14 protein-coding genes are annotated in these 22,349 nt (G+C 68.9%); 4 read left to right on the top strand and 10 right to left on the bottom strand.

The window, feature by feature from the left end:
- Positions 1-2: 2 nt before the first annotated feature.
- Both K3888_RS08485 and K3888_RS08490 read right to left on the bottom strand, forming a co-directional pair.
- The gene (locus K3888_RS08485; RefSeq protein WP_230929827.1) at positions 3-5,936 is read right to left on the bottom strand and encodes a DUF5979 domain-containing protein; all 5,934 of its coding nucleotides are present in this window, start codon (positions 5,934-5,936) and stop codon (positions 3-5) included.
- Positions 5,937-6,511: 575 nt separating this feature from the next.
- Complete coding sequence (locus tag K3888_RS08490) at positions 6,512-9,082, bottom strand: helix-turn-helix transcriptional regulator (protein WP_230929828.1); 2,571 nt, start codon at positions 9,080-9,082, stop codon at positions 6,512-6,514.
- A gap of 254 nt (positions 9,083-9,336) precedes the next feature.
- Between K3888_RS08490 and K3888_RS08495 the strand changes: the two genes are divergently transcribed.
- Positions 9,337-10,983, top strand: a complete 1,647-nt coding sequence (locus tag K3888_RS08495; RefSeq protein WP_230929829.1) for a hypothetical protein — start codon at positions 9,337-9,339, stop codon at positions 10,981-10,983.
- A 133-nt stretch (positions 10,984-11,116) separates the two neighbouring features.
- Here K3888_RS08495 and K3888_RS08500 read toward each other — a convergent pair whose 3' ends face one another.
- Complete coding sequence (locus K3888_RS08500) at positions 11,117-11,995, bottom strand: universal stress protein (protein ID WP_230929830.1); 879 nt, start codon at positions 11,993-11,995, stop codon at positions 11,117-11,119.
- 189 nt (positions 11,996-12,184) lie between these two features.
- Here K3888_RS08500 and K3888_RS08505 point away from each other — a divergent pair, with 189 nt between their 5' ends.
- The 3 genes from K3888_RS08505 (at position 12,185) to K3888_RS08515 (ending at position 14,837) form a co-directional block, all read left to right on the top strand.
- The gene (locus tag K3888_RS08505; protein ID WP_230929831.1) at positions 12,185-12,631 is read left to right on the top strand and encodes a Fur family transcriptional regulator; all 447 of its coding nucleotides are present in this window, start codon (positions 12,185-12,187) and stop codon (positions 12,629-12,631) included.
- 80 nt (positions 12,632-12,711) lie between these two features.
- Entirely contained in the window at positions 12,712-14,238 is a 1,527-nt protein-coding gene (locus K3888_RS08510; RefSeq protein WP_230929832.1) for a catalase, read from the top strand.
- Between the two features lie 113 nt (positions 14,239-14,351).
- Entirely contained in the window at positions 14,352-14,837 is a 486-nt protein-coding gene (locus K3888_RS08515) for a Dps family protein (protein WP_230929833.1), read from the top strand.
- Between the two features lie 206 nt (positions 14,838-15,043).
- Here the strand turns inward: K3888_RS08515 and mgtE are convergent, their stop codons facing one another.
- The 7 genes from mgtE to mbhE form a co-directional block, all read right to left on the bottom strand.
- Positions 15,044-16,390, bottom strand: a complete 1,347-nt coding sequence (gene mgtE, locus K3888_RS08520) for a magnesium transporter (protein WP_308281951.1) — start codon at positions 16,388-16,390, stop codon at positions 15,044-15,046.
- Between the two features lie 64 nt (positions 16,391-16,454).
- On the bottom strand, positions 16,455-16,805 hold the full coding sequence (locus K3888_RS08525) for a cation:proton antiporter (RefSeq protein WP_230929834.1): 351 nt from the start codon (positions 16,803-16,805) through the stop codon (positions 16,455-16,457).
- Between the two features lie 5 nt (positions 16,806-16,810).
- Positions 16,811-17,083, bottom strand: coding sequence for an MrpF/PhaF family protein (locus K3888_RS08530; RefSeq protein ID WP_230929835.1), 273 nt, complete (start codon positions 17,081-17,083; stop codon positions 16,811-16,813).
- Positions 17,080-17,412, bottom strand: coding sequence for a Na+/H+ antiporter subunit E (locus tag K3888_RS08535; protein WP_230929836.1), 333 nt, complete (start codon positions 17,410-17,412; stop codon positions 17,080-17,082). The genes K3888_RS08530 and K3888_RS08535 overlap by 4 nt, the downstream gene beginning before the upstream one ends.
- Positions 17,409-18,980: a proton-conducting transporter transmembrane domain-containing protein gene (locus K3888_RS08540; protein ID WP_230929837.1), complete on the bottom strand. Its 1,572-nt coding sequence runs from the start codon at positions 18,978-18,980 to the stop codon at positions 17,409-17,411. The genes K3888_RS08535 and K3888_RS08540 overlap by 4 nt, the downstream gene beginning before the upstream one ends.
- Positions 18,977-19,333, bottom strand: a complete 357-nt coding sequence (locus tag K3888_RS08545; protein ID WP_230929838.1) for a sodium:proton antiporter — start codon at positions 19,331-19,333, stop codon at positions 18,977-18,979. The genes K3888_RS08540 and K3888_RS08545 overlap by 4 nt, the downstream gene beginning before the upstream one ends.
- A complete protein-coding gene (gene mbhE, locus K3888_RS08550; RefSeq protein ID WP_230929839.1) occupies positions 19,330-22,317 on the bottom strand; it encodes a hydrogen gas-evolving membrane-bound hydrogenase subunit E in 2,988 nt (995 codons plus the stop codon). Before mbhE ends, K3888_RS08545 begins: the two co-directional genes overlap by 4 nt.
- Positions 22,318-22,349: the final 32 nt, after the last annotated feature.

A 22,349-nucleotide genomic window follows, 5' to 3' on the forward strand; every position in this document is an offset into this window, starting at 1 on the left:
GACTACTCGACCGCCTGGTTCCTGCGGTTACGCAGTATCAGCCACGTGCCGCCAGCGATCAGCACGAGCGCCGTACCGCCGAGCCAGGCGACATTGGCACCGGTGACCGCGAGCGACTGACCGGACTTGCCCGGCCGCGCGGGAGCCGGTTTGCCGGGCGCCCCGTTGTGGCCGGACGGCTTCTGCTGGCCGCTCGGACGATGGTGCTTCTCCTGCCCGCTCGGACGCTGCGGCTTATCCGGGCGGCTCTGGCCCGACGGTGCCGGCTCACCCGGACTCTGGGGTCCCGACGGATCGACTGCACCCGGTCCCGGCGGGGTCGACGATCCACCATCGAACGGCGGCAGCGGGATCGGGATCGGGATGAAGATCAACCCCCTGCTGCTGGTCTCGTTCTCCAGTTCCAGACTCACCGGCTCGTCACCGGTGAGAGTGACGACGACGCCGGTGGGCTCGTCCGCGATCGGGCTGGCTTCAGCGCCACCACCGGCGACACTCCAGGTGACATCGCCCCAGTTGACGTTGCTCACGTCCGTGTGGGCACCGGTCTCGACGAAGGCGATCTCGGTATCCACCGGGAACTGCACCCGATTGCCGACTACCACCGCGTCACAATCGACGGTCGGCGTCATCCCTCCGTTCGGCGTCACGTCGAGGATGCAGGAGCGCTCCTCGCCATCGACATCGGTCCAGCTGGTGGTTACCTGGAAGGTCGTCGACTCGTGGCCAGCGACCTGGCGGCCCTTCGGTCCGGTGACGATCTTGTCGATGTCCACGTCCGCGGTCGGGATCGGGCGGTTGTGGATCTCGACCACGGCATGCTCGCCGGGCACGATCGTCGCGGTGTTGCGCGGACCCGGCTCACCCGCATCGGCCGTGACGAAGTAAGTCGGCCGCGCCCAGTCGGTTCCGTCCAGAGGAGCGGGATCGACCTCGGAGAAGGTGACCACGGTATCCCTGGGCAGAACTTCGCCCGACTCCCAGCTCCAGCCGTTAGCGGCATCCAGGGTGACGGTGTCGCCCACCGCCGGGAAGTCGACGTCGGCAGGGAGGGCCGGGTCGATTCCGTCGATCCGGACCTCGAACTCGGCGTCCGCGGGAAGACCGGCCTCGGACGCGGGGACCGGGTCCTCGCCGTCCAGGACGAACTTCTCGAAGCCGACCGAACCGAACTGCCACAGTGCCTCGTTGGTGAGGGTGATGATGCGGCCGTCGTTGGGGTCGTCGGAGACGATGCCGGTAGCGGTGCCGTCGCGGTTCGGCCTGAGCCACGAGGCGCCCGCCGGATTGGTGCCCCACGAGCTGCCACCCCACTCCACACCGGGGATCTCGGGAAGGCCGATTTCGGAGAAGGTCACCTGGGTGCCGACGGGGAGGTTCACACCCAGCGGCGTGGACTCGCCCTCGCGGACGGTGAGCAGCGTGGTGCCGAACTCGGTGCCGGCCTGCCAGTTCGCCTCGACGGTGTACTCGGCCTCTTCACCGACGGCCTCGGCGGCCTCGCCGCTGACCTGCTTGGTCAGGCGGAGAGTGCCGTCGTTGGTGTCGACGTAGTTGCCCACCACGACCCGGATCTCCTCCTGGTCGATTGTGAGCACGGCCGAGCCGGCCTCGTTGATCGTGACATCGCCGCTGTACGAGGGGAGTCCCCATGCGAGACCGTTCCCGTCCGCCGGAACCACCTCGGTCAGCGTGACCTCGGTGCCGCCAGGAAGGTCGTACGGGAACTCCACGGTGGCCCCGTTCGAGGGGACCATCAGGGTCTCCTCCTGCTGGGTGCCGTCCGCGTCGGTCCAGGTGGCGAGCACCTCGAAGGACGTCGGAACTGCGTCGTTGTGCTGCTCCGGACCGGTGATCTGCTTGGAGATGCCGAACGTGCCCTCCGTCAGGTTGGCCTCGTTCTCCAGCTCCAGGGTCACACGCTCGTCCGAGTCACCGGTGAGGGTGACAAGGGCACCGGCGGGTTCACCGTCGAGCTCGTCGGTGTCCGCGCTGCCGTCCGCGACGCCCCACGAAACATCGCCCCAGGAGACGTTGTCGACGCGGGTCCGTGAGTCCGTCTCGACGAAGGTGATCTCGGTGTCCAGCGGGAATTGGACCCTGTCGCCGACCACCACGGCATCGCAGTCCGCGGTCGCCCTCATCGTCCCGTTCGGGCGGACATCGAGGACGCAGGTACGCGCCTCATCATCCGGGTCCGTCCAGGTGGCGGTGACCTCGAAGGTCGAGGACTTGTCGGCCGCGACCTCCTCGCCCTTCGCTCCCGTGACTAACTTCTCGATCAGCACGTCGGCGGTCGGGATCGGGCGGTTGCGGATCTCGACCTCGGCGCGCTCGCCGGACTCGATTTCCACCGAGTTGCGGTCCTCCGGCTCCCCTGCGTCCGCGGCCACGTAGTAGAACGGTCGCGCCCAGTCAGTTCCGTCAAGGGGCGCGGGGTCGACCTCGGAGAAGGTGACCACCGTGCCCGTGGGCAGCACGTCCCCGGACTCCCAGCTCCAGCCGTTGTCAGAGTTGAGCGTGATGGTGCGACCCACTGCCGGGAAGTCGGTGCCCGCGGGCAGAGCGGGTGAGATGCCGTCGATCCGGACGCGGAACTCGGTTCCGTCCGGCAGATCGGACTCGACCGCGGGGACCGGATCCTCACCGTCGAAGAGGAACTTCTCGAACGCGAGCGAGCCCGTCTGCCACCCGGCCTCGTTGGTCAGTGTGATGAGGCGGCCGCCGGTGGGGTCGTCGGAGACGATGCCGGTGGCGGTGTCGTCCGGGCCTGTGACCAGCCAGGAGTCCCCCGCGGGATCCGTGGCCCACGACGGGGATCCCCAGTCGAGTCCGGCGATCTCCGGGATAGCGGTCTCAGTGAAGGTCACCTCGGTGCCGACGGGGAGGTCGAGGCCGAGCGGCGTGGACTCACCCTCGCGGAGGGTGAGTACCTCGGTGCGGTAGCTCGTGCCGTCGCGCCATCGCGCCTCGACGGTGAACTCGGCGTCGCCGACGGCGTCGGCGGCCTCGCCGCTGACCTGCTTGGCCAGGCGCAGGGTGCCGTCATTAGTGTCGACGAAGTTGCGCACCGTGACCGTGCCAGGCTCTTGGCCGACGGTCAACACTGCTGAGCCAGCGCCGTCGACGGTGACGTCCCCGACGTACGAGGGCGTACCCCAGGCGAGTCCGTTTCCGTCAGCCGGGACGCTCTCGGTCAGCGTGACCTGGGTGCCGCCGGGCAGATCCTCGCCGAACGGGATCGGATTACCGTTCGACGGCAGCAGGAGGGGCTTCTGCTGCGTTGCGCCGTTCGCGTCGGTCCAGGTGGCCAGCACCTCGAAAGACTCCGGCACCGCGGCGTTGTCCGCCTCCGGTCCGCGAAGATCCTTGCTGATCGTGAAGCTGCCCTGCGTGATGGACACCTCGTTGGTCACGGTGACGACGTTCGCCGATTGGTCGGCACTGATCACCAGCTCTGCCGGCTCGAAGACCGGATCTGACCAGGTGATGCGGTCGGTGTCGGCCGGCCGAACCTCGTTGAACGTCACCGTCGTGCCGATGGGCAGGTCGCCGAGGTCGTAGAACTGGCCGTCTCGTAGCGTGAACTCGCGCAGCTCCGTGCCGGAGCCCTCGACGCCGGTATCGACGTTCGCCTGGATGACGAACTTCTCGTCGCCGGTGAGCTCACCGGCGGCGTTGCCGATGACCTCCTTGGACACCCTCGCGCCGCCGAGCTGCGCGTTGTTGACGAGTTCGACCGCGACGTTTGTCCGCGGCTGGATGGTGATCAGCGCCTCTGTGCGGTCCTCATTGAGTTCCACGCCGTCGGCCGGGTGGAAGATTCCGGGCTCGAAGAACACGCCGTTGCCGTGCGGGAGGTTGATCTCCGTCAGTCGGATCTGCCATCCGGCACCGCGTGCGTTGAACCCGCTGACCGGCGTGCCGTCGGCCTTGACCTCGACGGTGTACGTCTCGTCAGCGGCTCCGGACTCGGGATCCACCCCCGGAGCGAACTCCTCGACGCGCACCGAGAACACGGTCTCGTCGATCGGGAACGGCTCGGAGAACGGTGCGACCAACTTCTGCAGCGAGAACGAGCCACGGGCCACGCCCTGGCCGGTACCGCCGGCGCCGGAGCTCCGCTCGACCGAACGGTTGAACCTCGCGCCCTGCCAGGTCGCCTCGTTCGTGTAGGAGGTACCTCGGGAGTCGACTCCGCCGCTGGCGGTACAGAGCGTGTAGTCGATGTCGTAGACGACCTCACGGTTGTAGTCGCCCTCTTCCTTCGGAAGGGTGAACTGCAGAGTGTTCCCGTTGAGCGCGACGGCGGTGTCGGCCGTGAGATCGCGCCGCTCGATGGGACCGCCTCCCTGGAAGTCTCGGGCGATCACACTCAAGTTGAGGCTCTGCTTCAGATCGTCGCCGATCTCGCACACCGCCAAGGTGCCTGAAAAGGTGTCGTTGATGACGGCGTTGGTGCCGAGGTTCTCGAGATCGTGGCCCGGAACATCGAGGGACCAGTCGATAGTGGTGTTCGCTGGTTGTATCTCGCCGCCCACCTCGCGCGGCGCAGTGTTGAAGGTGCCGCGCTTGCTGCCGGGGAAATTATGACCAGTCACGGAAGCATCGACTGGCGCACCATTGACGGTCGCAGCGTTGCTGAAGGTGACATCGTTGTTCGGCACCTGCTCACTGGTGACGCAGGTGCGGTACTGCACGACATAGTACTTCTCGGGGTCGAACTCCCCGGTGCCGTTCCAGGTCAGGCCGAGGGTGAAGCTCGCGGCGCCCTCGGCAGGCTGCCCGGTGAGCGTGAACTGATCGGTCACGTTCACCGCCACGGGGGCGTTTGCCCCGGGCAGCGGCAGATAATCCCGCATCGTGACTGTCAGGCCCAACCCATCGCTACACACCGCATGGTTGGAGCTGAGCTGCTCGGCGATGTTGATGACGCCGTCCGGAGCCATGGTGCCGGGGACGGTGACCGTCCAGTTGAGTCGCGAGAATCGCGAGCCTCCTGCCCAGGAGCCCGACTTCGACGGGGCGGTGGTCGGCGTCCAGTCCTGACCGATGCCCTTGCCCACAGTGGCGCCGCCGATGTCCACGGAGTTTGAGTACTGGGTGCCGGCGGGGTCGACCACGCCACTGGTGGTGCACGTCGTGTATTGGACGCGGTAGAGCTGCTCGGGGTTGAAGTCGGCGCCGGTGTCGATCACGATCGAGAGTGGCGAGCCGGCTTCTTCCTGAGTGACGGTGACGCCACCGGGAACAATAGGCATGTCGTTGCCGCGGCCGGCTCGCAGTGTCGGCGCCGGTCGGCCGCGGTCGGCATCCACACAGAGCGCAAGGTTCGGGGACAGGTCGTCCTCGAGGGTGACTGCGCCGTCCTCGTCGGCCAGAGCAGCGAGCTCGCTGCCCGGGATCTCGATCGTCCACGTGATGGCCTGGCGGTCCGGGGTGAATGCGCCGGTCTTGGTGGCATCGCCGATAACGACCCCGTCGCTGATGCCGCCCTCGCCAGGCAGGTCCACGGCTTGGACTTCTCCGTTGACGCCGAAGTCGATCGTCTCCGTGGTCACACGTTCGACCGCTTCGGAGAACATGGTGAACGTGCCGCCGACGTCGGAGAGACCGTTGACTATGTCGGTGAGTGTGCAGGTCACCCTGTTTGTGCTGAGGTCGATCTCGCAGTTGCCCCAGATTTCGCCGTCATCGCCGTTGAGCGTGAAACTCTGCGCCTCGACCTCGAGCTCTCGGGGGAAATTGATGAAGAACTGGTCGCCACCGACTGCGTCCTCCGGCGCGGTCCATGTACCGACGACACGGACGGTGTCGCCGACCAGGAGGGACCCGCCGGGCCCAGTGGCGGGGTCCCCGTCGAGTTCCTTGATCTTCACGATGATGCCGGGGTTCAGCGCGTACGGCTGAACATTCCGCGGGCTGCCCTGTGGCATCTGCCGAACCGTGCTCACGGTCGGAGTTGCCGCCGGGGCCGGGCGCGCCGACGTGGTCGTGCGCTGCTGAACCGGCGTTGCGGAGCCGTCAACCCGCCCGGTCGGCGAGGCCGGCGATGTCTGGGTGGAGGTCGCGGGCGCGGTGGCGGACGTTGTCGCCCCGGGTGACGTCGTCGCCTCCTGTGCGGACGCCGCCCAGGGGAACGTCAGCGACGTCGCGACGAGCGCCAACACAGCCAGGATCACGGGTATCGCGATCCACCGAGCCACCCCCTCTCCATCACGATGGTTCAGGAGGCGGTTGAGCATGAGAGGTCCTTTCAGGGGCCACAGATTGACGGCCCAGGGGGGGGCCGGGTAATCGCGAGCTGAAGCCGGCGGCGCTGGCCGCCGGTGTGTACGGGGGGGGGGGCATTCCACGCGAGCAGGAGGCTGAAATCCGCCGTCGGCACGGACGGCGGCCGCAGAGTGCTCAGTTAAACCTTAGTGAGCGAAAAGGGTCTGAATCCAAGTGCGATACGGAAATCACCCGGGTGAAAGCGGGTGAATTCTAAGAATGCTCTGAAATGCTCGGGCTAGGGCTGCATGAGGCCGCGTCGCCGGGCTACAACCACTGCATCGCCTCGCGAGCTGACACCAAGTTTCCGGAATGCCGACCTGAGCTGCGTCTTCACGGTATTGATGCTGACGTGTCCAGCTTCGGCGATCTGCCTGTTCGTCGCCCCGGACGTCAGTGCGCGCAACACCACGAGCTCGCGTTCCGAGAGGGGGCCGAGTTCACCGGCGGGGGGAACCCTCGTCCCCCCTTCAGCCCCCGAAGGGTGGTGCTGCGCCCCGGCGGGGAGACTGAACAGCCCGGTGTCCGCGGGATAGGCCCCCTCATCGACCGGTAGTTCTGCGCCGAGCCCGGCCAGTGTACGGAGCACCTCGCCGGGCAGGAGGAGGAAAGGGCACCGCATTCCGGTCGACCGGCATGCGCTGACAGCCGCGCTGAGGTAGCGCTCGGCCGCCAGGTCATCCCCTGTCGCGCACGAGGCCGCCGCGGCGACGATACGCAGTTCCGCGGCACCGCGGGTGGTGATACGCAGATCGCTCAAGGCGTCGGCCGCGATTGCCAACGCCTCGTTAGCGTCGCCTGCCAGGAGCAGTGTTCGAGCGCGCGCCGGGGCGGTCACCGGATGCGTCGACCGCTCGATGAGTTCGCCGGCTCCGGTGACATCCAGGGAGGATAGGAGGAGATCGGCCAGGGCCGCGTCGAGCAGAGGCCCCGCCACCGCGCCATGTCCGCGGGCCCCGGCGAACCGCGGAAGTTCGGTTCTCAACAGGCGCACGCCATCGGTCGGGGTTCCGCGCAGTAGGGCCAGACGTGCATGGGCGTAGAGGATGAAGCCCCAGAACTCCTCGCGGTCGGCCGGCAGGCCGAGATCCCCGAGTATGTCCGCAGCGGCGGTGAGATCGCCACGCTCCAGCGCGAGGAGCGCGGCCGCGACATCGCCGGCAGGCCGTACCAACTCTTCGGTCCCGGCGGGCAGGGCGGCGTGCCGCCGTTCCTCCTCGAGCCACGGCTCGGCCTCGGTGAGTCGCCCCGTGACCGCGTAGGTCAGGGCGAGCTTGCCCGCCGCGTCACGGCGGACGAAGCTCTCCTCGGGCGCGACCGAGAATCCTCGGCGCGTCACCCCGATCGTGTCCGCGAACCGCCCGGTGAGCATGAAGCTGTTACCGATATGGACCAGCCCCATCGCCAGTAGTTCGCGCTCGTCCCGGCTCGCCTTCTCGGGCACGGCGATCTGGTCGACAAGAGGATCGCATGCCTGGGCGGATTTGGCGAACTGCCCCGCCACTCGGAGTTCGACCGCATGCAGGAGCCTTGAGGAGATGTTCTCGTCGGTCTCCTCGCCGACCGGTTCGACCGTCGCAGGGAAAGGGGCATCGCGCGGAGCGGCGAAATTGTGGTGCATCGAGTACAGGCGGCGGGTCACCGGATCGTGGGACACGATTTCCGGGGGGATACGGGCGAGGACCTGGTCACCCATTGTGACGGGGTAGTCACGGGTGTAAAGGGTGCCCGCGTGCTCGCGGACCACCGCTATCGCCCGGTCCCAGTCTTCAAGGTCTGCCGCGGCCTTCAGTGCGTCGTTCGGTTGGTCCAGGTCCAGCCAGACATTGATCAACCCGTTCCGGTATTCGCCGAGATCCACTGGCAGCTCATAATGCGCCAGTCGCAGCAGCGAATCGCCCACGGGAGCGGGGAACAGCCAGCGACGATCGGTCGGGGAGCCGTCGGTGGCCGCGATTCCCAGGTCGTCAAGCACTGCCGTGAACTCAGCCGCACGTGGCCCGGCGAGCAGCGCGACCGAATCCCGGTTCAGGGGGGACGCCGCGGCGGATAGGATCAATTCGCGCCGCCATCGACCCAGATCGGTGCTGCCTCGTATCTCCGCATCCATCCTGCGGTCGATCGCGCCGGGCACATACTGCGCCAGATGCTCGGGCGAGGCCAGCTGTGCCGCAGGTACCGCGTCGAGCACCGCGTGGACCAATGCGGGCAGGCCGTCGGTCAGTCGGTGGATGATTTCCGGTGAGCGGACGTTGACGCTCAGGCCCCGCTGCCGCGCCAGGGCGGGGATCTCCTCGACGCCGTAACAGAGCGTGTCTGGAGTAACGACTCTCCGACTCGTCACGCAGGGGATCGGACCGGGCAGGTCCCGCTGCCTCCGGCAGGCCACGATGATCCGCACGCCCGCTGGCGGGGCGTGGTCGAACAGATCGGTCAGACGTGCGGGGGCGTCGGAAATCAGGTGCATATCGTCCAGTACCAGAACTGCGGGTTGCTCCAGTGCTGACAGCCGCGCCAGGACGGCTGAGTAGGGACTGTCGTCGTCCCTTTCGGCCACATCCGCACGCGGCGGCAGGCGCGAGGCGAGGGCGGACCAGTAGGCGCGCTCGTCCGTGCCCCGCCCCGGGTCGATCACCGGGGCGACTGCCACATTGGCCGGAGCCGCTGTTTCCACCCAGTCCCGAAGAAGCGTGCTCACGGCCAGGAAGCGCGGAGCGTAGACCACCACCAACTGCTCGCCGCCGGACAGCGAGGCCAGCGCGTCCGGACGTAACACAGGACTGTGCGGTGGGGGCTCTGGACCTCCCATCCGGCACCTCCTTGACGCTCGGCTGTCGCGCAGCCGGGCACCGGCGCTACCGGTGTACAAATGTATCACCGAATGTACTCATTCCCGGACGTGGCCACGGCCGATGATTTCGGTCGTTTGTCCAGTAACCTGCGCGTACCGTGTAAATGGGCGCCCGGACCGGACTAGCTAACGATGGCAGTGCGCGGTGTGGACGGCCGACCAACTCGACGGGATGTCCGGCGGATGACGTGTCTACGTGGTGGGATCAAACCATGAGGATTCCGAGACGGACGCTGGCGGCAGTCGGCGCAACGATCGCGGCAACGGTATTGGTGATACCCCACGCGCCGGCCGCAGGAGCGCAGTCGACCGTCGCGGGTGCCGGGACGGCCGGAGCGCAGGCGGCGTCACCACCCGGACTCGGGCCAGCCGGTACCGCTACGGTGCACGGCGACGCCGCGTCCACAGACACGCTGCCCGGCCGGGGCCCTGGTGCGAACCCGGCGATCACCTCGTCGCTCACCGGCGCGACCTGCTCGACAGTGTTCATCGGATCCGACGGCATGCCGGTCGCCCTGTGCACGTCCTACGTCGGTATGAACCCGCCCACCCCGCTGGCGCCGACGGTCAAGCTCTTCCACCCCGACACCGCTGACGTGCTGGCGGAGGTGCAGCTGGCCAAGGGGGCCCTTCTGGGCGGCGTGTACGGCTACCTCGATGACCGCGACCGGGTGGTGGTGGCCGACGGAAACCGCAGACTGCTCGCAGTCGGGCATGAACGCACCGCCGAGGGGCCGTGGCGGATGACGGTCGAGGTCCTGGCCGATCTGTCCCCGGCCGTGCCGGAGGGCGACGCGATCACCGGTCTCATGCCCGCGTTCGACGGGCGCGTGTGGTTCGCGACGTCCAACGGCGTGGTGGGAACCGTGCGACCGGCCGGCGCCGGCCCCGAGGGTGGGGACGGAAGCCATGGCGACGACGACAACGACCCGGAACTGCGATTCCTCGCACTTCCCGCCGGTGAGCGGATAACCAACGGACTGACGATCCGCCCCGGTGGCGCGTCGGTGATCACCACCCGGGCGCTGTACGAGATCGATTCCGAGGCCGACGGGACGCCGGTGGTGCGCTGGCGGCACGGCTACGAGGTGGGGCCGGGACGCAAGCCGGGCCTGCTGGCCTACGGATCGGGCACCACGCCCACGTACTTCGGCCCGGACGATGGGCTGATCGCGATCACCGACGATTCCGAGCACCCCGACCTCATCGTGCTGCGTCAGACCGACGGATCCGAAGTGTGCCGGATGCCGGCGTTCGCCACGACGCTCGACCCGTCCACGGCGGCTGCGGACGGCGTGCTGATCGACGGGCCCGCGGCCACCGAGAACTCGATCATCGCGTTCGGTGACGCGTTGGTGCTGGTCAACACCTATGGCTTCGAGTACCCGCCGTTCGCGGTGGACGGGCCGGCGGTGCCACCGTCCGCCCCGTACACCGGCGGCATGACCCGCATCGATGTGGATGTGAACGGGTCGGGCGCGGACGGGACCTGCTCGCGCGCCTGGACCTCGCTGGCCCGGACCGCATCGCTGCCCAAGCTCACCACCGGTGACGGGCAGATCCACGCGATGGCCTATGGCCCGGCTGCGGCTGATGCCGCGTTCGGCCCGGCAGGCTCGCAGGTCGGTCCGCTACCGGGCCAGGAGTTGCTCGATCTGGGGCTGGCGCAGAAGTTCGGACCGGTGTTCGCGACCTCCACGGATATCGAGACCGGCCAGGAGGTCATGCGGACGTTCATGGGCCACGCCCCGCTGGACGAGCCCATGGAACTCACCGGCACGCTGGCCTCCCGGGGCGACGCGCCCGGCGTGATGTGGCAGCCCACCCTGACCCGCATGCTCCGCATCGGCCCCGCCTGACTCCCCAGCGACGGCGGGGTTGACCTGCGTGTTGGCGTGTGACGAGTGTGGCTCCGCAGATGAAACGCCAACAAACAGGTCAATCGGCATTCGGCAGGGGAGTCGGCTGCAGACGATGAGGTGACGCGGCGGCTCAGTCGACCGGGCGGATCACAGCGACAGCGCAGGGCGCGGTCTGCAGTAGGCGGCGGCTGACCGAGCCGAGTAGAAGCCCGGCAAAACCGCCGTGACCGCGCGATCCCGTGACCAGCAGCGACGCGCCGTCGGCCTCGTCAGCAATGGTGGTGGCCGGATCTCCCACCACCAGGATCAACTCGAGCGAGACCCCCGGGTGCCGGGTCTCGTGCGGGGCCAGGGCGCTCAGGACCTGCTCCTCGTCCTCGGCGAGCACGCTCTCGGCCAGCGTGTCAAGGTCGAACAGCGATGCCCCCGGCAGCTTGGGAACTTCCACCGAGTGGACGGCCCGCACGCTCGTGCCACGCCGCTGCGCCTCGGTGAACGCGAACGCCGCGGCCGGGTCATTGGCCTTCGAGCCGTCGGCGGCCAGCACGACCGGGCCGCTGCTGGGGCTCTCCGGTGTCCGGGGCGTGATCACGATGACCGGACAGGTCGCATGCTCCACTACACCTGCGGAGGTGGAGCCCATGGCGAAGTCCTCGCGCGCGGTGAGCCCACGGCTGCCAACGATGATCGCCGACGCACCCCGGCCGGCTTCGATGAGCGCGCCCACGGGACTGTCCGCGATCACGCGGAACGACGCCTGCACGTCTCCGGTGAGCTCGACGAGTTGGTCGCGCATCGCGCCCTCGACGTTCGCGCGGGCCGTCTCGTCGAACGCCACCACGCGTCCGACCGCCCGGTCGGCGGAGATCACGTTCAGCGCCACATCGTGGTCGCGAGCCCACTCAGCCGCCCACGCGACGGCCCGCCGGGCGTCCCGCGAGCCGTCGTAGCCGCACACCACCGGCCCCGCGGTGGCCTGCGGCGTTGTGTTGTCAGCGGTCTCCGACATGGCGTCCTCCTGCAGTGGCTTCGGTCGCGGGCCAGCCTAGTCGGCGCCCACGGTGCGGGTAGGGGCGACGACGACAACGACCGCCCACATCGACACCCGCCACCGGGCACGGCACGTCCGCGAGAAGATCGTAAAAGCGATTCTCTCCAAATCTGGACGAATTCCAGATAGCCGACTATGGTAGTGGTCATGACGACAGCGATGGAAGGTCCGGAGCAGCTGCTCCGCAACGCCGGGTTGAGGGTCACCTCTCCGCGGCTGGCTGTCCTCGTCGTCGTCGGCATCAACCCCCACATCGCGGCGGAGGACGTCGCCACCCACGTCCGCGAGCGGCTCGGCGCCGTGTCCACCCAGACCGTCTACGACGCGCTGCGGGTCTGCACCGACGCCGGGCTGATGCGCCGAATCGAGCCCGCCGGATCTCCGGCGCGCTACGAGCGACGCACGGGCGACAATCACCACCATCTCGTCTGCCGCCGGTGCGGCCGGATCGAGGACGTCGACTGCGCGGTCGGGCACGCCCCGTGCCTCGCGGCCGACGACGATCACGGCTTCGAGATAGATGAAGCCGAGGTCAATTACTGGGGCATATGTCCCGAATGTCGGGCGAGCGAGGCCCTTCTCGTCGCAGACTGAGACGCAGACCACATCCCAGATGTCACAGGCTGGGACCCCCGACCACCTCACCACCACCCAACCCACGAGGAGCCACAGACGTGACCACGCACCCCGCCGATCGCGGCGTACGCAACATCGAGCCCAAGGCACCCACCACCACCGACGGCGGCGTGCCGGTCCCGCACGACGAGTTCAGCGCCCAGGTCGGCCGTCAGGGCCCGCAGCCGCTGCACGACTTCTACCTCATCGAGAAGCTGGCCCACTTCAACCGCGAGAACGTGCCCGAGCGCCTGCCGCACGCCAAGGGCTCCGGCGCGTTCGGTGAGTTCGAGACCACCGAGGACATCTCCGACATCACCTGCGCCGGGCTGTTCCAGAAGGGCGTCAAGACCCCGATGCTCGCCCGCTTCTCCACCGTCGCCGGCGAGAAGGGCAGCCCCGACACCTGGCGCGACCCGCGCGGCTTCGCCCTGAAGTTCTACACCGAAGAGGGCAACTACGACATGGTCGGCAACAACACGCCGATCTTCTTCATCCGCGACGCGATCAAGTTCCCGGACTTCATCCACTCGCAGCGCCGCAAGAACGGCTCGGGCCTGCGCAACCACGCCATGCAGTGGGACTTCTGGACCCTGAGCCCGGAGTCGACCCACCAGGTCACCTGGCTCATGGGCGACCGGGGCATCCCGCGGACCTGGCGTCACATGGACGGGTTCAGCTCGCACACGTACCAGATGATCAACGCCGAGGGCGTGCGTCACTGGGTCAAGTTCCACTTCAAGACCAACCAGGGCATCGAGTTCTTCACCCAGGACGAGGCCGAGCGCAAGGACGGCGAGAACGCCGACTTCCACCGCGAGGACCTCTGGGTGAACATCCGCGAGGGCAACTACCCCTCGTGGGACCTGCACCTGCAGGTGATGCCCGTGGACGAGGCGGAGAACTACCGGTTCAACCCGTTCGACCTCACCAAGACCTGGTCGCAGAAGGACTACCCGCTCCGCAAGGTCGGCACCATGACGCTCAACCGGAACCCGGAGAGCCACTTCGCGCAGATCGAGCAGGCCGCGTTCGCGCCCACCAACATCGTGCGCGGCATCGGCTTCTCGCCCGACAAGATGCTGCTCGGCCGCGTGTTCGCCTACCCGGACATCCACCGCTACCGCATCGGCGCCAACTACCAGCAGCTGCCGGTCAACTCGCCGCTGTCCCCGGTCAACTCCTACTCCAAGGAGGGCCACATGCAGTACGAGTTCAACCACCCGGCCGTGGCCGAGTACCACCCCAACTCGATCGACGGGCCCACCGCCGACCCGGCCAAGGCCTACGACTTCGGGGCCTGGGACGCCGAGGGCTCGGAGATCTTCCGGGGCGACGTCAAGCCGCACGCGGAGGACACGGACCAGGCGCAGGCCACCACCCTGTACCGCGAGGTCATGGACGAGGCGGCCCGTGAGCGCCTTCAGAACAACATCGCCGGCCACGTGAGCGCGATCGACCCGTCGGAGACCGACCTGCTCGAGCGCGTGTACGCCTACTGGATCGCGGTCGATCCCGACCTCGGCGCAGCGGTCAAGACCAAGGTGGAGGCCTCGGAGCGCGGTACCCACCGTCTGCGCGACTGACCCACTGCACACCGACGGGAAGGGCCGAGCAGGAATCGGTCCTTCCCGTCGGGCGTTGATACACAAGTAGAGAACCGTGCGGCCCGGAAATGCCGGGCCAGAGAGGAGCCATCATGGCCACCGATTCCAAGAATGGTCCGATTACCTCGTTCGTCCCGGCCGAGCACCAGGAGGCCGTCTCGGGCGCCCTGCAGGAATCGCTCGTCGACCTGATCGACCTGTCGCTGGTCGCCAAGCAGGTGCACTGGTCGGTCGTCGGCCCGCGGTTTCAGAGCGTGCACCTCGCGCTCGACGAGCTCGTCGCGGACGCGCGCGGCTTCACCGACGAGGTCGCCGAGCGGGCCACGGCCGTGGGCGTCAGCCCGGACGGTCGCGCCAAGACGGTCGCCGCAGACTCGGCGCTCGACGAGGCCTCGTCGGAGTTCGCCTCCGATGACAAGGTCATCCGCGTGATCACCGAGGCGCTCGCGGCCACGATCGTTCGTCTGCGCGCCAACATCGCGAAGGTCGGCGGTGATCCGGTGACCGAGGATCTGCTCATCAGCGTCAGCGCTCGACTCGAGCAGCTGCACTGGATGTGGGAAGCCAAGTCGGTCTGACCCGCTTGCCCCGCCCGGCCGCTCCCGGCCAGCTGGAATCCGCTGGCCGGGGGCGGCTGCCCTTGACTTGCGCGCCCGGTTTGGTCCAAACCGGGCGCGCAGGTCCGTCGAAAACCGGCAGATAGGACGCGTAAGTCAGGCCGGGCGGGCGGCGGCCCAGGGCCGGCACCGGGCCCGGCCTGGCAACGGACCCGGCCCGGGGCCGCCTACAGTCCGAGCACCGCGCGCGCGATGAGGAAGTAGACGATCAGCCCGGTGGCGTCGACGAAGGTCGAGATGAACGGGTTGGAGAACACCGCCGGATCCGCTCGCACGGTATTGGCGAGCAGCGGCATGATCCCGCCGACCGACGCCGCGATCGTGCACAGCGACAACAGCGTCAGCCCGATCACCAGCCCGAAATCGACCCCATAGACCAGACCCGCGACCGCGAACGCGACCGAGCCGAGAATCAGCCCGAGTGTGAATCCCGTGCGGGCCTCCTGCCAGAGGACGCGGGCCGTGTCCCGTGGTCGCACATCGCCGAGCGCGAGGGCTCGCGTCACGGTGGTGGCCGCCTGGTTTCCGGTGTTGCCGCCGGTGCCGATGATGAGCGGGACGAACAGCGAGAGTGCCACGACCTGCTCGAGGGTCGACTCGAAGACCTCCAGCACCTGGACAGTGAGCGTGGCGCCCACGGCCAGCACGAGCAACCACAGCACACGAGAGCGCACGAGCGAGCGCATCGGGGTGGACAGGTACGGCCGACGTAGTGGCTCGACACCACCCTGGCGGGCCGTGTCCTCGGAGTCGGCGTCCTGGAGAATTCTCAGGGCGTCGTCGAAGGTGAGGATGCCGACGAGCCGGTTCTCGTCGTCGACGATCGGCAACACGATGAACCGCTCGCCCGAGCACCGGCGGGCGGCCTTTTCGTCGGACTCACGAGCGCGCGCCGACACGGCCTCGTTCATCAGCTCGCGGATCGGGGTATCCGGGTCCGCCCGCATCACCGAGCGCAGGCCGACGATCCCCACGAGGTGCCGCTCGTCGTCGGTGACGGGCAGCGCGTAGATCGTCTCGGTCCGGTCGATCCGCTGAAGGACCCGTTCGAGGGTCTGCCCGGCCGTGGTGTCGGGGTGCGTCGACACGTACTCCGGGCTCATGCGGCGCCCGACGGAGCCGACCGGGTAATCGAGGACGGCCGCGGTCAGCGCCTGCTCCTCCGGGTCGAGCTCGCGCATCAGGCGGGTGGCGACCTTGGCGGGCAGCTCGTCGATCAGACCGGCGCGATCGTCCGGGTCGAGTTCGGCGAAGATCTCGCTGACCCGGCTGTCGTGCAGGTCGTGGATGAGCTCGGACTGCAGCGGTGGGTCGAGCGACTCGAACACGTAGGTCGCGGTGTCCTTGGGCAGGAGCCGGAACATCACCGCCCGGTCTTTGGTGCCACTTCGCTCGAGGACATCGACCACCAGCCACGGCGGCATCTCGTCCAGAACCTCGGCGGCGTTGCGCAGATCCCCGGCGTCGATCAGGGTGTCGACGCGACGTGCGGCCAGTACCGGGTCGTAGGCGATCCGGTCCGCCGGGTCGTCCGGGGACTCAGAGGGATCATTGACTCCACGGGACGGGGCGCTCACGTCACTCCACTCCTGACAGGTCGTCGTATGCGGTCCGGGGATCGAGCCGCGGGTCCGCCCGGTATGCGGCCCGGGCGAGCGTGATGGAGGCGACGGAGGTCACCACCACGGTCGCGCCGAACGCGACCAGCGCCATTATCAGTCCCGACCAGCGGAAACCGCCGGTGAGGTCGTCGACGTACGCGGCCACGATGAACAGCATCATGCCCAATCCGGTGGCGACGGACAGTATGTTGATGCGGGTCAGCGCGTCGCGGGCCCGATTCATGGACACCGCGGCCACGAGGAAGCACAGCGAGCCCAGCAGTGCGGGCACGCCGATCAGCAGGTCGCTGATCACCGAATCGCCCATCTGACTCACCTCCGTCCTCTCGACAGCAGCCGCGCCAGAGCGACGGTGGACAGCACGCCGAGGAGCGAGCCGAGCATCACCACGTCCAGGGAGACGGCCGACCCCGTGCGGATCACGAACATCACGAACAGCGCAACGGCGCAGAAGTACGTGAGGTCGGCCATCACGGCGCGGTTGGCATCGCCAGGGCCACGCATCGCGCGGTATGCCGCGACCAGCATGCTCGCCGCGACGATCATTGTGGCCAACCCCAGCAGAACGGTGAGCAACGGACTCATGACTTCTCACCTCGCAGGACGGACAGGATGCGGTCCTCGGTCTCGGCGAGCATCTCGACCATCTCCTCGCGCGGCCCGCCGAGCACCACGTGCACCCACAGGTCGGTCTCGCCGATCACCGTCACCAGGGTGCCCGGCGTGACGGTGATGGCCCAGGACAGCGCGGTCACCTCGATGTCGGTGCGGCAGCGCATCGGATACCGGACCAGGACCGGGCTGCCCACCGGGCCGGGGGTCATCGCGGTGACGGCCAACGCCCACGACGACGCCACCACGTTCCACAGCAGCCACCCCAGCACGAGCGGGGCCCGCACGATGCGCCCGATCACGAGACACCCCCCACGGTCGTGGCGGTCAGCGCGTCGGGACCTCCAAGCACCGCCTGCACATATGCCGCGGTGTCGACCAATCCGCCCACGGCCCGGTCGACCTCCGGGGCCACCGCGCCGTAGCCGAGGAACATCGCCACCGAGACTGCGACGAGCGCGCCGCCCGGCACGAGAAGCCGGCCCGGTATGCGGGGACGGGTGGGCGCGTTGTCGTCGTCGTCCCGGACCGGCGCGGCGTCGCCGGACGCGTCACCGTCGGGCGCGTCACCTCCGGGCGCGGCGTCGCGCCACATGATCCCCCGCCACAGGCGGAGCATCGCCACGAGGCCGATGAGGGACCCGAGCAGGACGACGACGACGGTGACGACCCCCCACACCGTGCCGGGGTCGAGGGCGGCGGACAGGACCTCGAGCTTGCCGACCAGACCCGAGGTGGGCGGCAGTCCGACGAGGGCCGCGATCGCGATCACCATGAGCACGGCGAGCGGCCGCTCGCGGTTCCACAGATCGGTGAGCGTGCCGAGGCGGTCGCTGCGGTAGAGGTGTTCGGCCGCCCCGACGAGCAGGATGAGCGCGCCGATCGTGACCATGTGGTGGATCATGTAGACGATCGCCCCGCCCGGCGCGGACGCGACCACCAGCGCGGCGAGGATGACACCGACCCCGGAGACCATCTGCCAGGCCAGGATCTCGCGGGCGTCGACGGGCGCCGCCGAGGCGATGGCGCCCCCCAGGATCGTGATGAGCGCGACCACCAGGATGACGCGGCCCCACGCGGGGTCCAGGTCGAAGGCGGTGGCCCAGATGCGGATGACCGCGTACAGCGCGACCTTGGTGTGCAGCGCCGAGAACAGGGCCATCACGCCGGCCGAGGTGCCGGGGTAGGCCCGGGGCAGCCAGCCGTGGACGGGGACCGCGCCGGCCTTGATGCACAGCGCCATCACCACGATGCCCAGCGCCGCGGCGACGCGGCCGTCCTCGCTCGCCGCGCCCGCCAGCGCCGCGAGGTTGACCGCCCCGGCCGAGGCGTAGACGAAGCCCACGCCGGCGAGCAGCACGGTCGAGGTGAGGAGGTTGACCACCACGAACAGGCGGCCCACACCCAGACGCCGCCAGCCTCCGGTCATGGCGATGAGCGCGTACGAGGGCAGCAGCATGACCTCGACGAACACGAACAGGTTGAACAGGTCTCCGGTGAGCAGGGCCCCGTTGGCGCCGGCCAGGAGGAGCAGCACCAGGGGGGCGAAGTAGCGGCTTCGGGTGAACTCGCCGGTGAGGTCGCAGAACAGGATCGCCGCGGCCGCCACGACGCCTGTCGCGACGAGCATGATGGCGGTGAAGGAGTCGGAGACCATCGGGATGGCCACTCCGGGGACGAACGCGCCCACCTGGGCGGCCACGACGGGTTCGGCGTGGTGGTGTACGAGCAGTCCGATGCCCGAGACGGCGGTGACGACGGGGACGGCCAGCGCCAGCAGGCGGCCGACGATCCGCCACGGCATCATCGCGGCGAGCGCCGCGGCCATGACGGGGACGGCGGCCAGCAGCGGCAGGAGCAGAGCGATCACGCGGCACCCTCCCGTCCGGTGGTGGTGAAGGCCTCGTCGCCGGTGTCCGGGACGTCGTGGGTGTCGTCGTCGCGCCCCACCACGGCGAGCGACAGCATGAACACCGTGACCGCCATGGTGATGACGATCGCGGTGAGCACGAACGCCTGGGGGAGCGGATCGGCGGAGATGTCGCTGCTGTTGACGTCCGCGAGTGGTTCGCTTCGCCACGCGGACACCCCGGACGACAGCAACATCAGGTTGACGGCGTGACTGAACAGTCCGAGCCCGAACACCACGCGGACCATGCCGCGCTGCATCATCAGGTAGACGCCACCGCCGGTGAGGACACCGATCATGATCGCCAAGGTCATCGGCTCGCCTCCACGGTCTGGTCGGTTCCGGGGACCGCGTCGACGGCGGTGCCCTCCGCGCCGAGGGTGTTGAACGCGGTCATGACCAGGCCCAGCACACCGAAGAAGACCCCGAGGTCGAAGAACAGTGCGCTGCTGATGTGCTGGCCGAGGATGTACCAGTGCGCGGGCTCGAGGAACTCGCCCAACGCGTAGCCGCCGACCCCGGTGAGGCCGGCGAGGATGAGCCCGCCGCCGATGAACGTGACCGGGGTGGACGGCTTGCTGACCGGGGAGTCCGACTCGCGGGACAGGTAGTAGAGCGCGAACGCACAGGAGGCGACGAGCGCGGCGATGAATCCCCCGCCCGGCTCGTTGTGCCCTCGCCAGAGCAGCAGCACCGAAACGACGGCGAGGGTGGGTGCCACGCCGCGGGACAGCAGGCGCAGAGGCATGGTGTTGCGGTCGGCGTCCTCGAGCGCCGTCTCGGCCTTGCCGGTGGCCTGCTCGGTGCCGGGGAGGAAGTCGTCGTCCTGATTGTCGACGGTGTTGTTGCTGGCGCGGCTGCGGACCGAGCCGAGGACGGCGAGGATCGCGATCCCGGCCACGCCGAGGACGGAGACCTCGCCGAAGGTGTCGAGCGCACGGAACTCCACGAGGATCGTGTTGACCACATTGGCGCCGCCGGTGATGTCCGGCCCGTTCTCGAGCAGGTACATGCCGATCGGCGAGCGCTCGCGGCGCCCGCTGAAGACCAGCGCTGCGGCGGTGGCGACCAGGCCCGAGGCCACGCCCAGCACGATCGCCGCGGTGCGGCGGGTGCGGGTCGGGGCGATGAAGTCCTTCGGCAGCCGGCGCAGGACCAGCATGAACATGATGATGGTCAGCGCCTCGACCAGCAGCTGGGTCAGGCCCACGTCGGGGGCGCCGAGCCCGAAGATCTGGATGGTCACCGCGATGCCGACGGCCGAGAGCAGGACCACCGCCGCCAGCCGCGAGCGCGCCGTGCACAGCCCGATGACGGCGAGCACCACGACGATCAGCAGCACCACGTCGATCGTCCGGTCGAGGTCGCCGAGCCGGGCGGGCAACGTGGCCTCGGTCGCGAACGCCCATCCGCCGAGACCCACGCCGTAGACGCAGACCGTCGCGATGAGCGCGCCGGCGTGCCGGGCGGGGGAGTCGGAGGCGGTGGGCCGCAGCAGTGCGCGGCCCGCGCTGACGGTGCCGCGCATCATCGACTCGAGCACCGCCGCACCGGTGAACGGCAGAAGCTCGCGGTCCAGCGCCCGATCGAGGACGCGGTGCTGCCAGACGAGCAGGGCGCCGACGACCAGGATGAGCGCGGTGAGCCCGAGCTCGAGCGTGAACCCGTGCCACAGGGACAGGTGCGGGCTGTAGTCGAGGTCCGCCTCTCCGAATCCGGCCGGCAGGGCCCTGTACTCGGCGAAGCCGCGCTGGATGGGCGTCCACCCGAAGGGTCCTGCGGCGGCCCGGGCGATCGCGGCCATGGGGGCGTCGAGGATGCCCACGTCCAGCGCCAGCGGCAGGCCGATGACGGCAGGCAGTGCGGCCGGCAGCCACAGTCGCACCGGCGCCTCGTGGACGTCGGTGGTGTCCGGGACGGCCGGACGATCAGCGCCGGCGGTGGCCTGCGGATCACGCGCGTACCGGCCGAGGAACCCGCCCATGACGATCCGGGCGCAGTAGAGGAACGTGAGGATCGCGCCGACAACGGCAGCGGCCAGCAGCACGGTCACGGCGACGGAGTTGCCGCCCGCGGCCTCGCCGAACGCGGTGAGCATCGACTCCTTGGAGACGAAACCCAGCGTGGGTGGGATGCCGGCCATAGCCGCCGCCCCCAGGACGGTGGCCCCGAAGGTCCACGGCATGCGCCGCCATAGCGGTCCGAGGTCCCGGATGTCGCGGGAGCCGGCCTCGTGGTCCACCACGCCGACCAGCATGAACAGTCCGGACTTGAACAGCGCGTGCGCGAGCGTGTGCAGGGCGGCGGCGGCGAGCGCAGCCTGGGTGCCGATGCCGATCGTGGCGATGATCCAGCCCAGCTGGCTCACCGTCGAGTACGCCATGAGCTGCTTGAGGTCGGTCTTCTGCAGCGCGAACACCGCCGCCATGACGGCGGTACCCATGCCGACGGTCACGAGCAGCGCGTTCCACACCGCCACGTCGTGGAAGATCGGCGAGAAGCGCATGAGCAGGAATATCCCGGCCTTGACCACGGCCGCGGCGTGCAGGTACGCGCTGACTGGCGTGATGGCGGCCATCGCGTCCGGCAGCCAGAAGTGGAACGGGAACTGCGCCGACTTGGTGAACGCGGCCACGGCCACCGCCACGGCGACCGCCGCGGTGAATCCCGGGTCGGTGGCCCACACCTCGTGGCCGAGCACCTGCGAGATCGACGTGGTGCCGGTGCGCAGCCAGATAGCCACCACCGCCGCCAGCAGCACGAGCCCACCGACGATCGTCACGACCAGCGTGCGCAGAGCGGACGAGTACGCCTTGCGTCCGGAATTGGCGATGAGCGCGAACGACGCCAGCGACGTGAGTTCCCAACAGACGAAGAGCAGGATCAGTGAGTCGGTGAGCACCAGCCCCAGCATCGACACCGTGAACAGCGTCATGAGCTGGTAGAAGCCGTAGTGCTGCGACCCGCCTCGCGCCTCGCCCCGCGGCCTGCCGGGCAGGTACGCCGTGGAGTAGATCAGCACGACCGCGCCGATCACCAACGCCAGCATCGCGAAGAACAGCCCGGTGGGGTCCGCGAACAGATCCAGCGTCCAGTCCCGCGCAGGCACCCAGGGGATACGCACGACCTCGGTCGGGATGTCCGCCAGAGCCAGCGAGAGCGGGGAGAGCAGCGCGAAAGCGCCAAGCAGGTAGAGGATCGCGAGGGGCCACCCGGCACCCCGCCCGAGCCAACGGGTCAGTGGCCACGCCAGCAGTGCGGCGAGTCCGGCCGCGGCGATTGCGAGGACGGGGCTCATGGCTCCTTCCTGCGGCGGCAGCGCGCGGGGGG

Origin of the sequence: Dietzia aurantiaca (genome assembly GCF_021033825.1) — a bacterium.
In the GTDB taxonomy this organism is placed as follows: Bacteria; Actinomycetota; Actinomycetes; order Mycobacteriales; family Mycobacteriaceae; genus Dietzia; species Dietzia aurantiaca.

Bases quoted from the DNA above. Each gene is read 5' to 3' on its own strand.
- K3888_RS08485 (WP_230929827.1), bottom strand. From the start codon at position 5,936: ATGCCACAGGGCAGCCCGCGGAATGTTCAGCCGTACGCGCTGAACCCC.
- K3888_RS08490 (WP_230929828.1), bottom strand. From the start codon at position 9,082: ATGGGAGGTCCAGAGCCCCCACCGCACAGTCCTGTGTTACGTCCGGAC.
- K3888_RS08495 (WP_230929829.1), top strand. From the start codon at position 9,337: ATGAGGATTCCGAGACGGACGCTGGCGGCAGTCGGCGCAACGATCGCG.
- K3888_RS08500 (WP_230929830.1), bottom strand. From the start codon at position 11,995: ATGTCGGAGACCGCTGACAACACAACGCCGCAGGCCACCGCGGGGCCG.
- K3888_RS08505 (WP_230929831.1), top strand. From the start codon at position 12,185: ATGACGACAGCGATGGAAGGTCCGGAGCAGCTGCTCCGCAACGCCGGG.
- K3888_RS08515 (WP_230929833.1), top strand. From the start codon at position 14,352: ATGGCCACCGATTCCAAGAATGGTCCGATTACCTCGTTCGTCCCGGCC.
- K3888_RS08525 (WP_230929834.1), bottom strand. From the start codon at position 16,805: ATGGGCGATTCGGTGATCAGCGACCTGCTGATCGGCGTGCCCGCACTG.
- K3888_RS08530 (WP_230929835.1), bottom strand. From the start codon at position 17,083: ATGAGTCCGTTGCTCACCGTTCTGCTGGGGTTGGCCACAATGATCGTC.
- K3888_RS08545 (WP_230929838.1), bottom strand. From the start codon at position 19,333: ATGACCTTGGCGATCATGATCGGTGTCCTCACCGGCGGTGGCGTCTAC.
- mbhE (WP_230929839.1), bottom strand. From the start codon at position 22,317: ATGAGCCCCGTCCTCGCAATCGCCGCGGCCGGACTCGCCGCACTGCTG.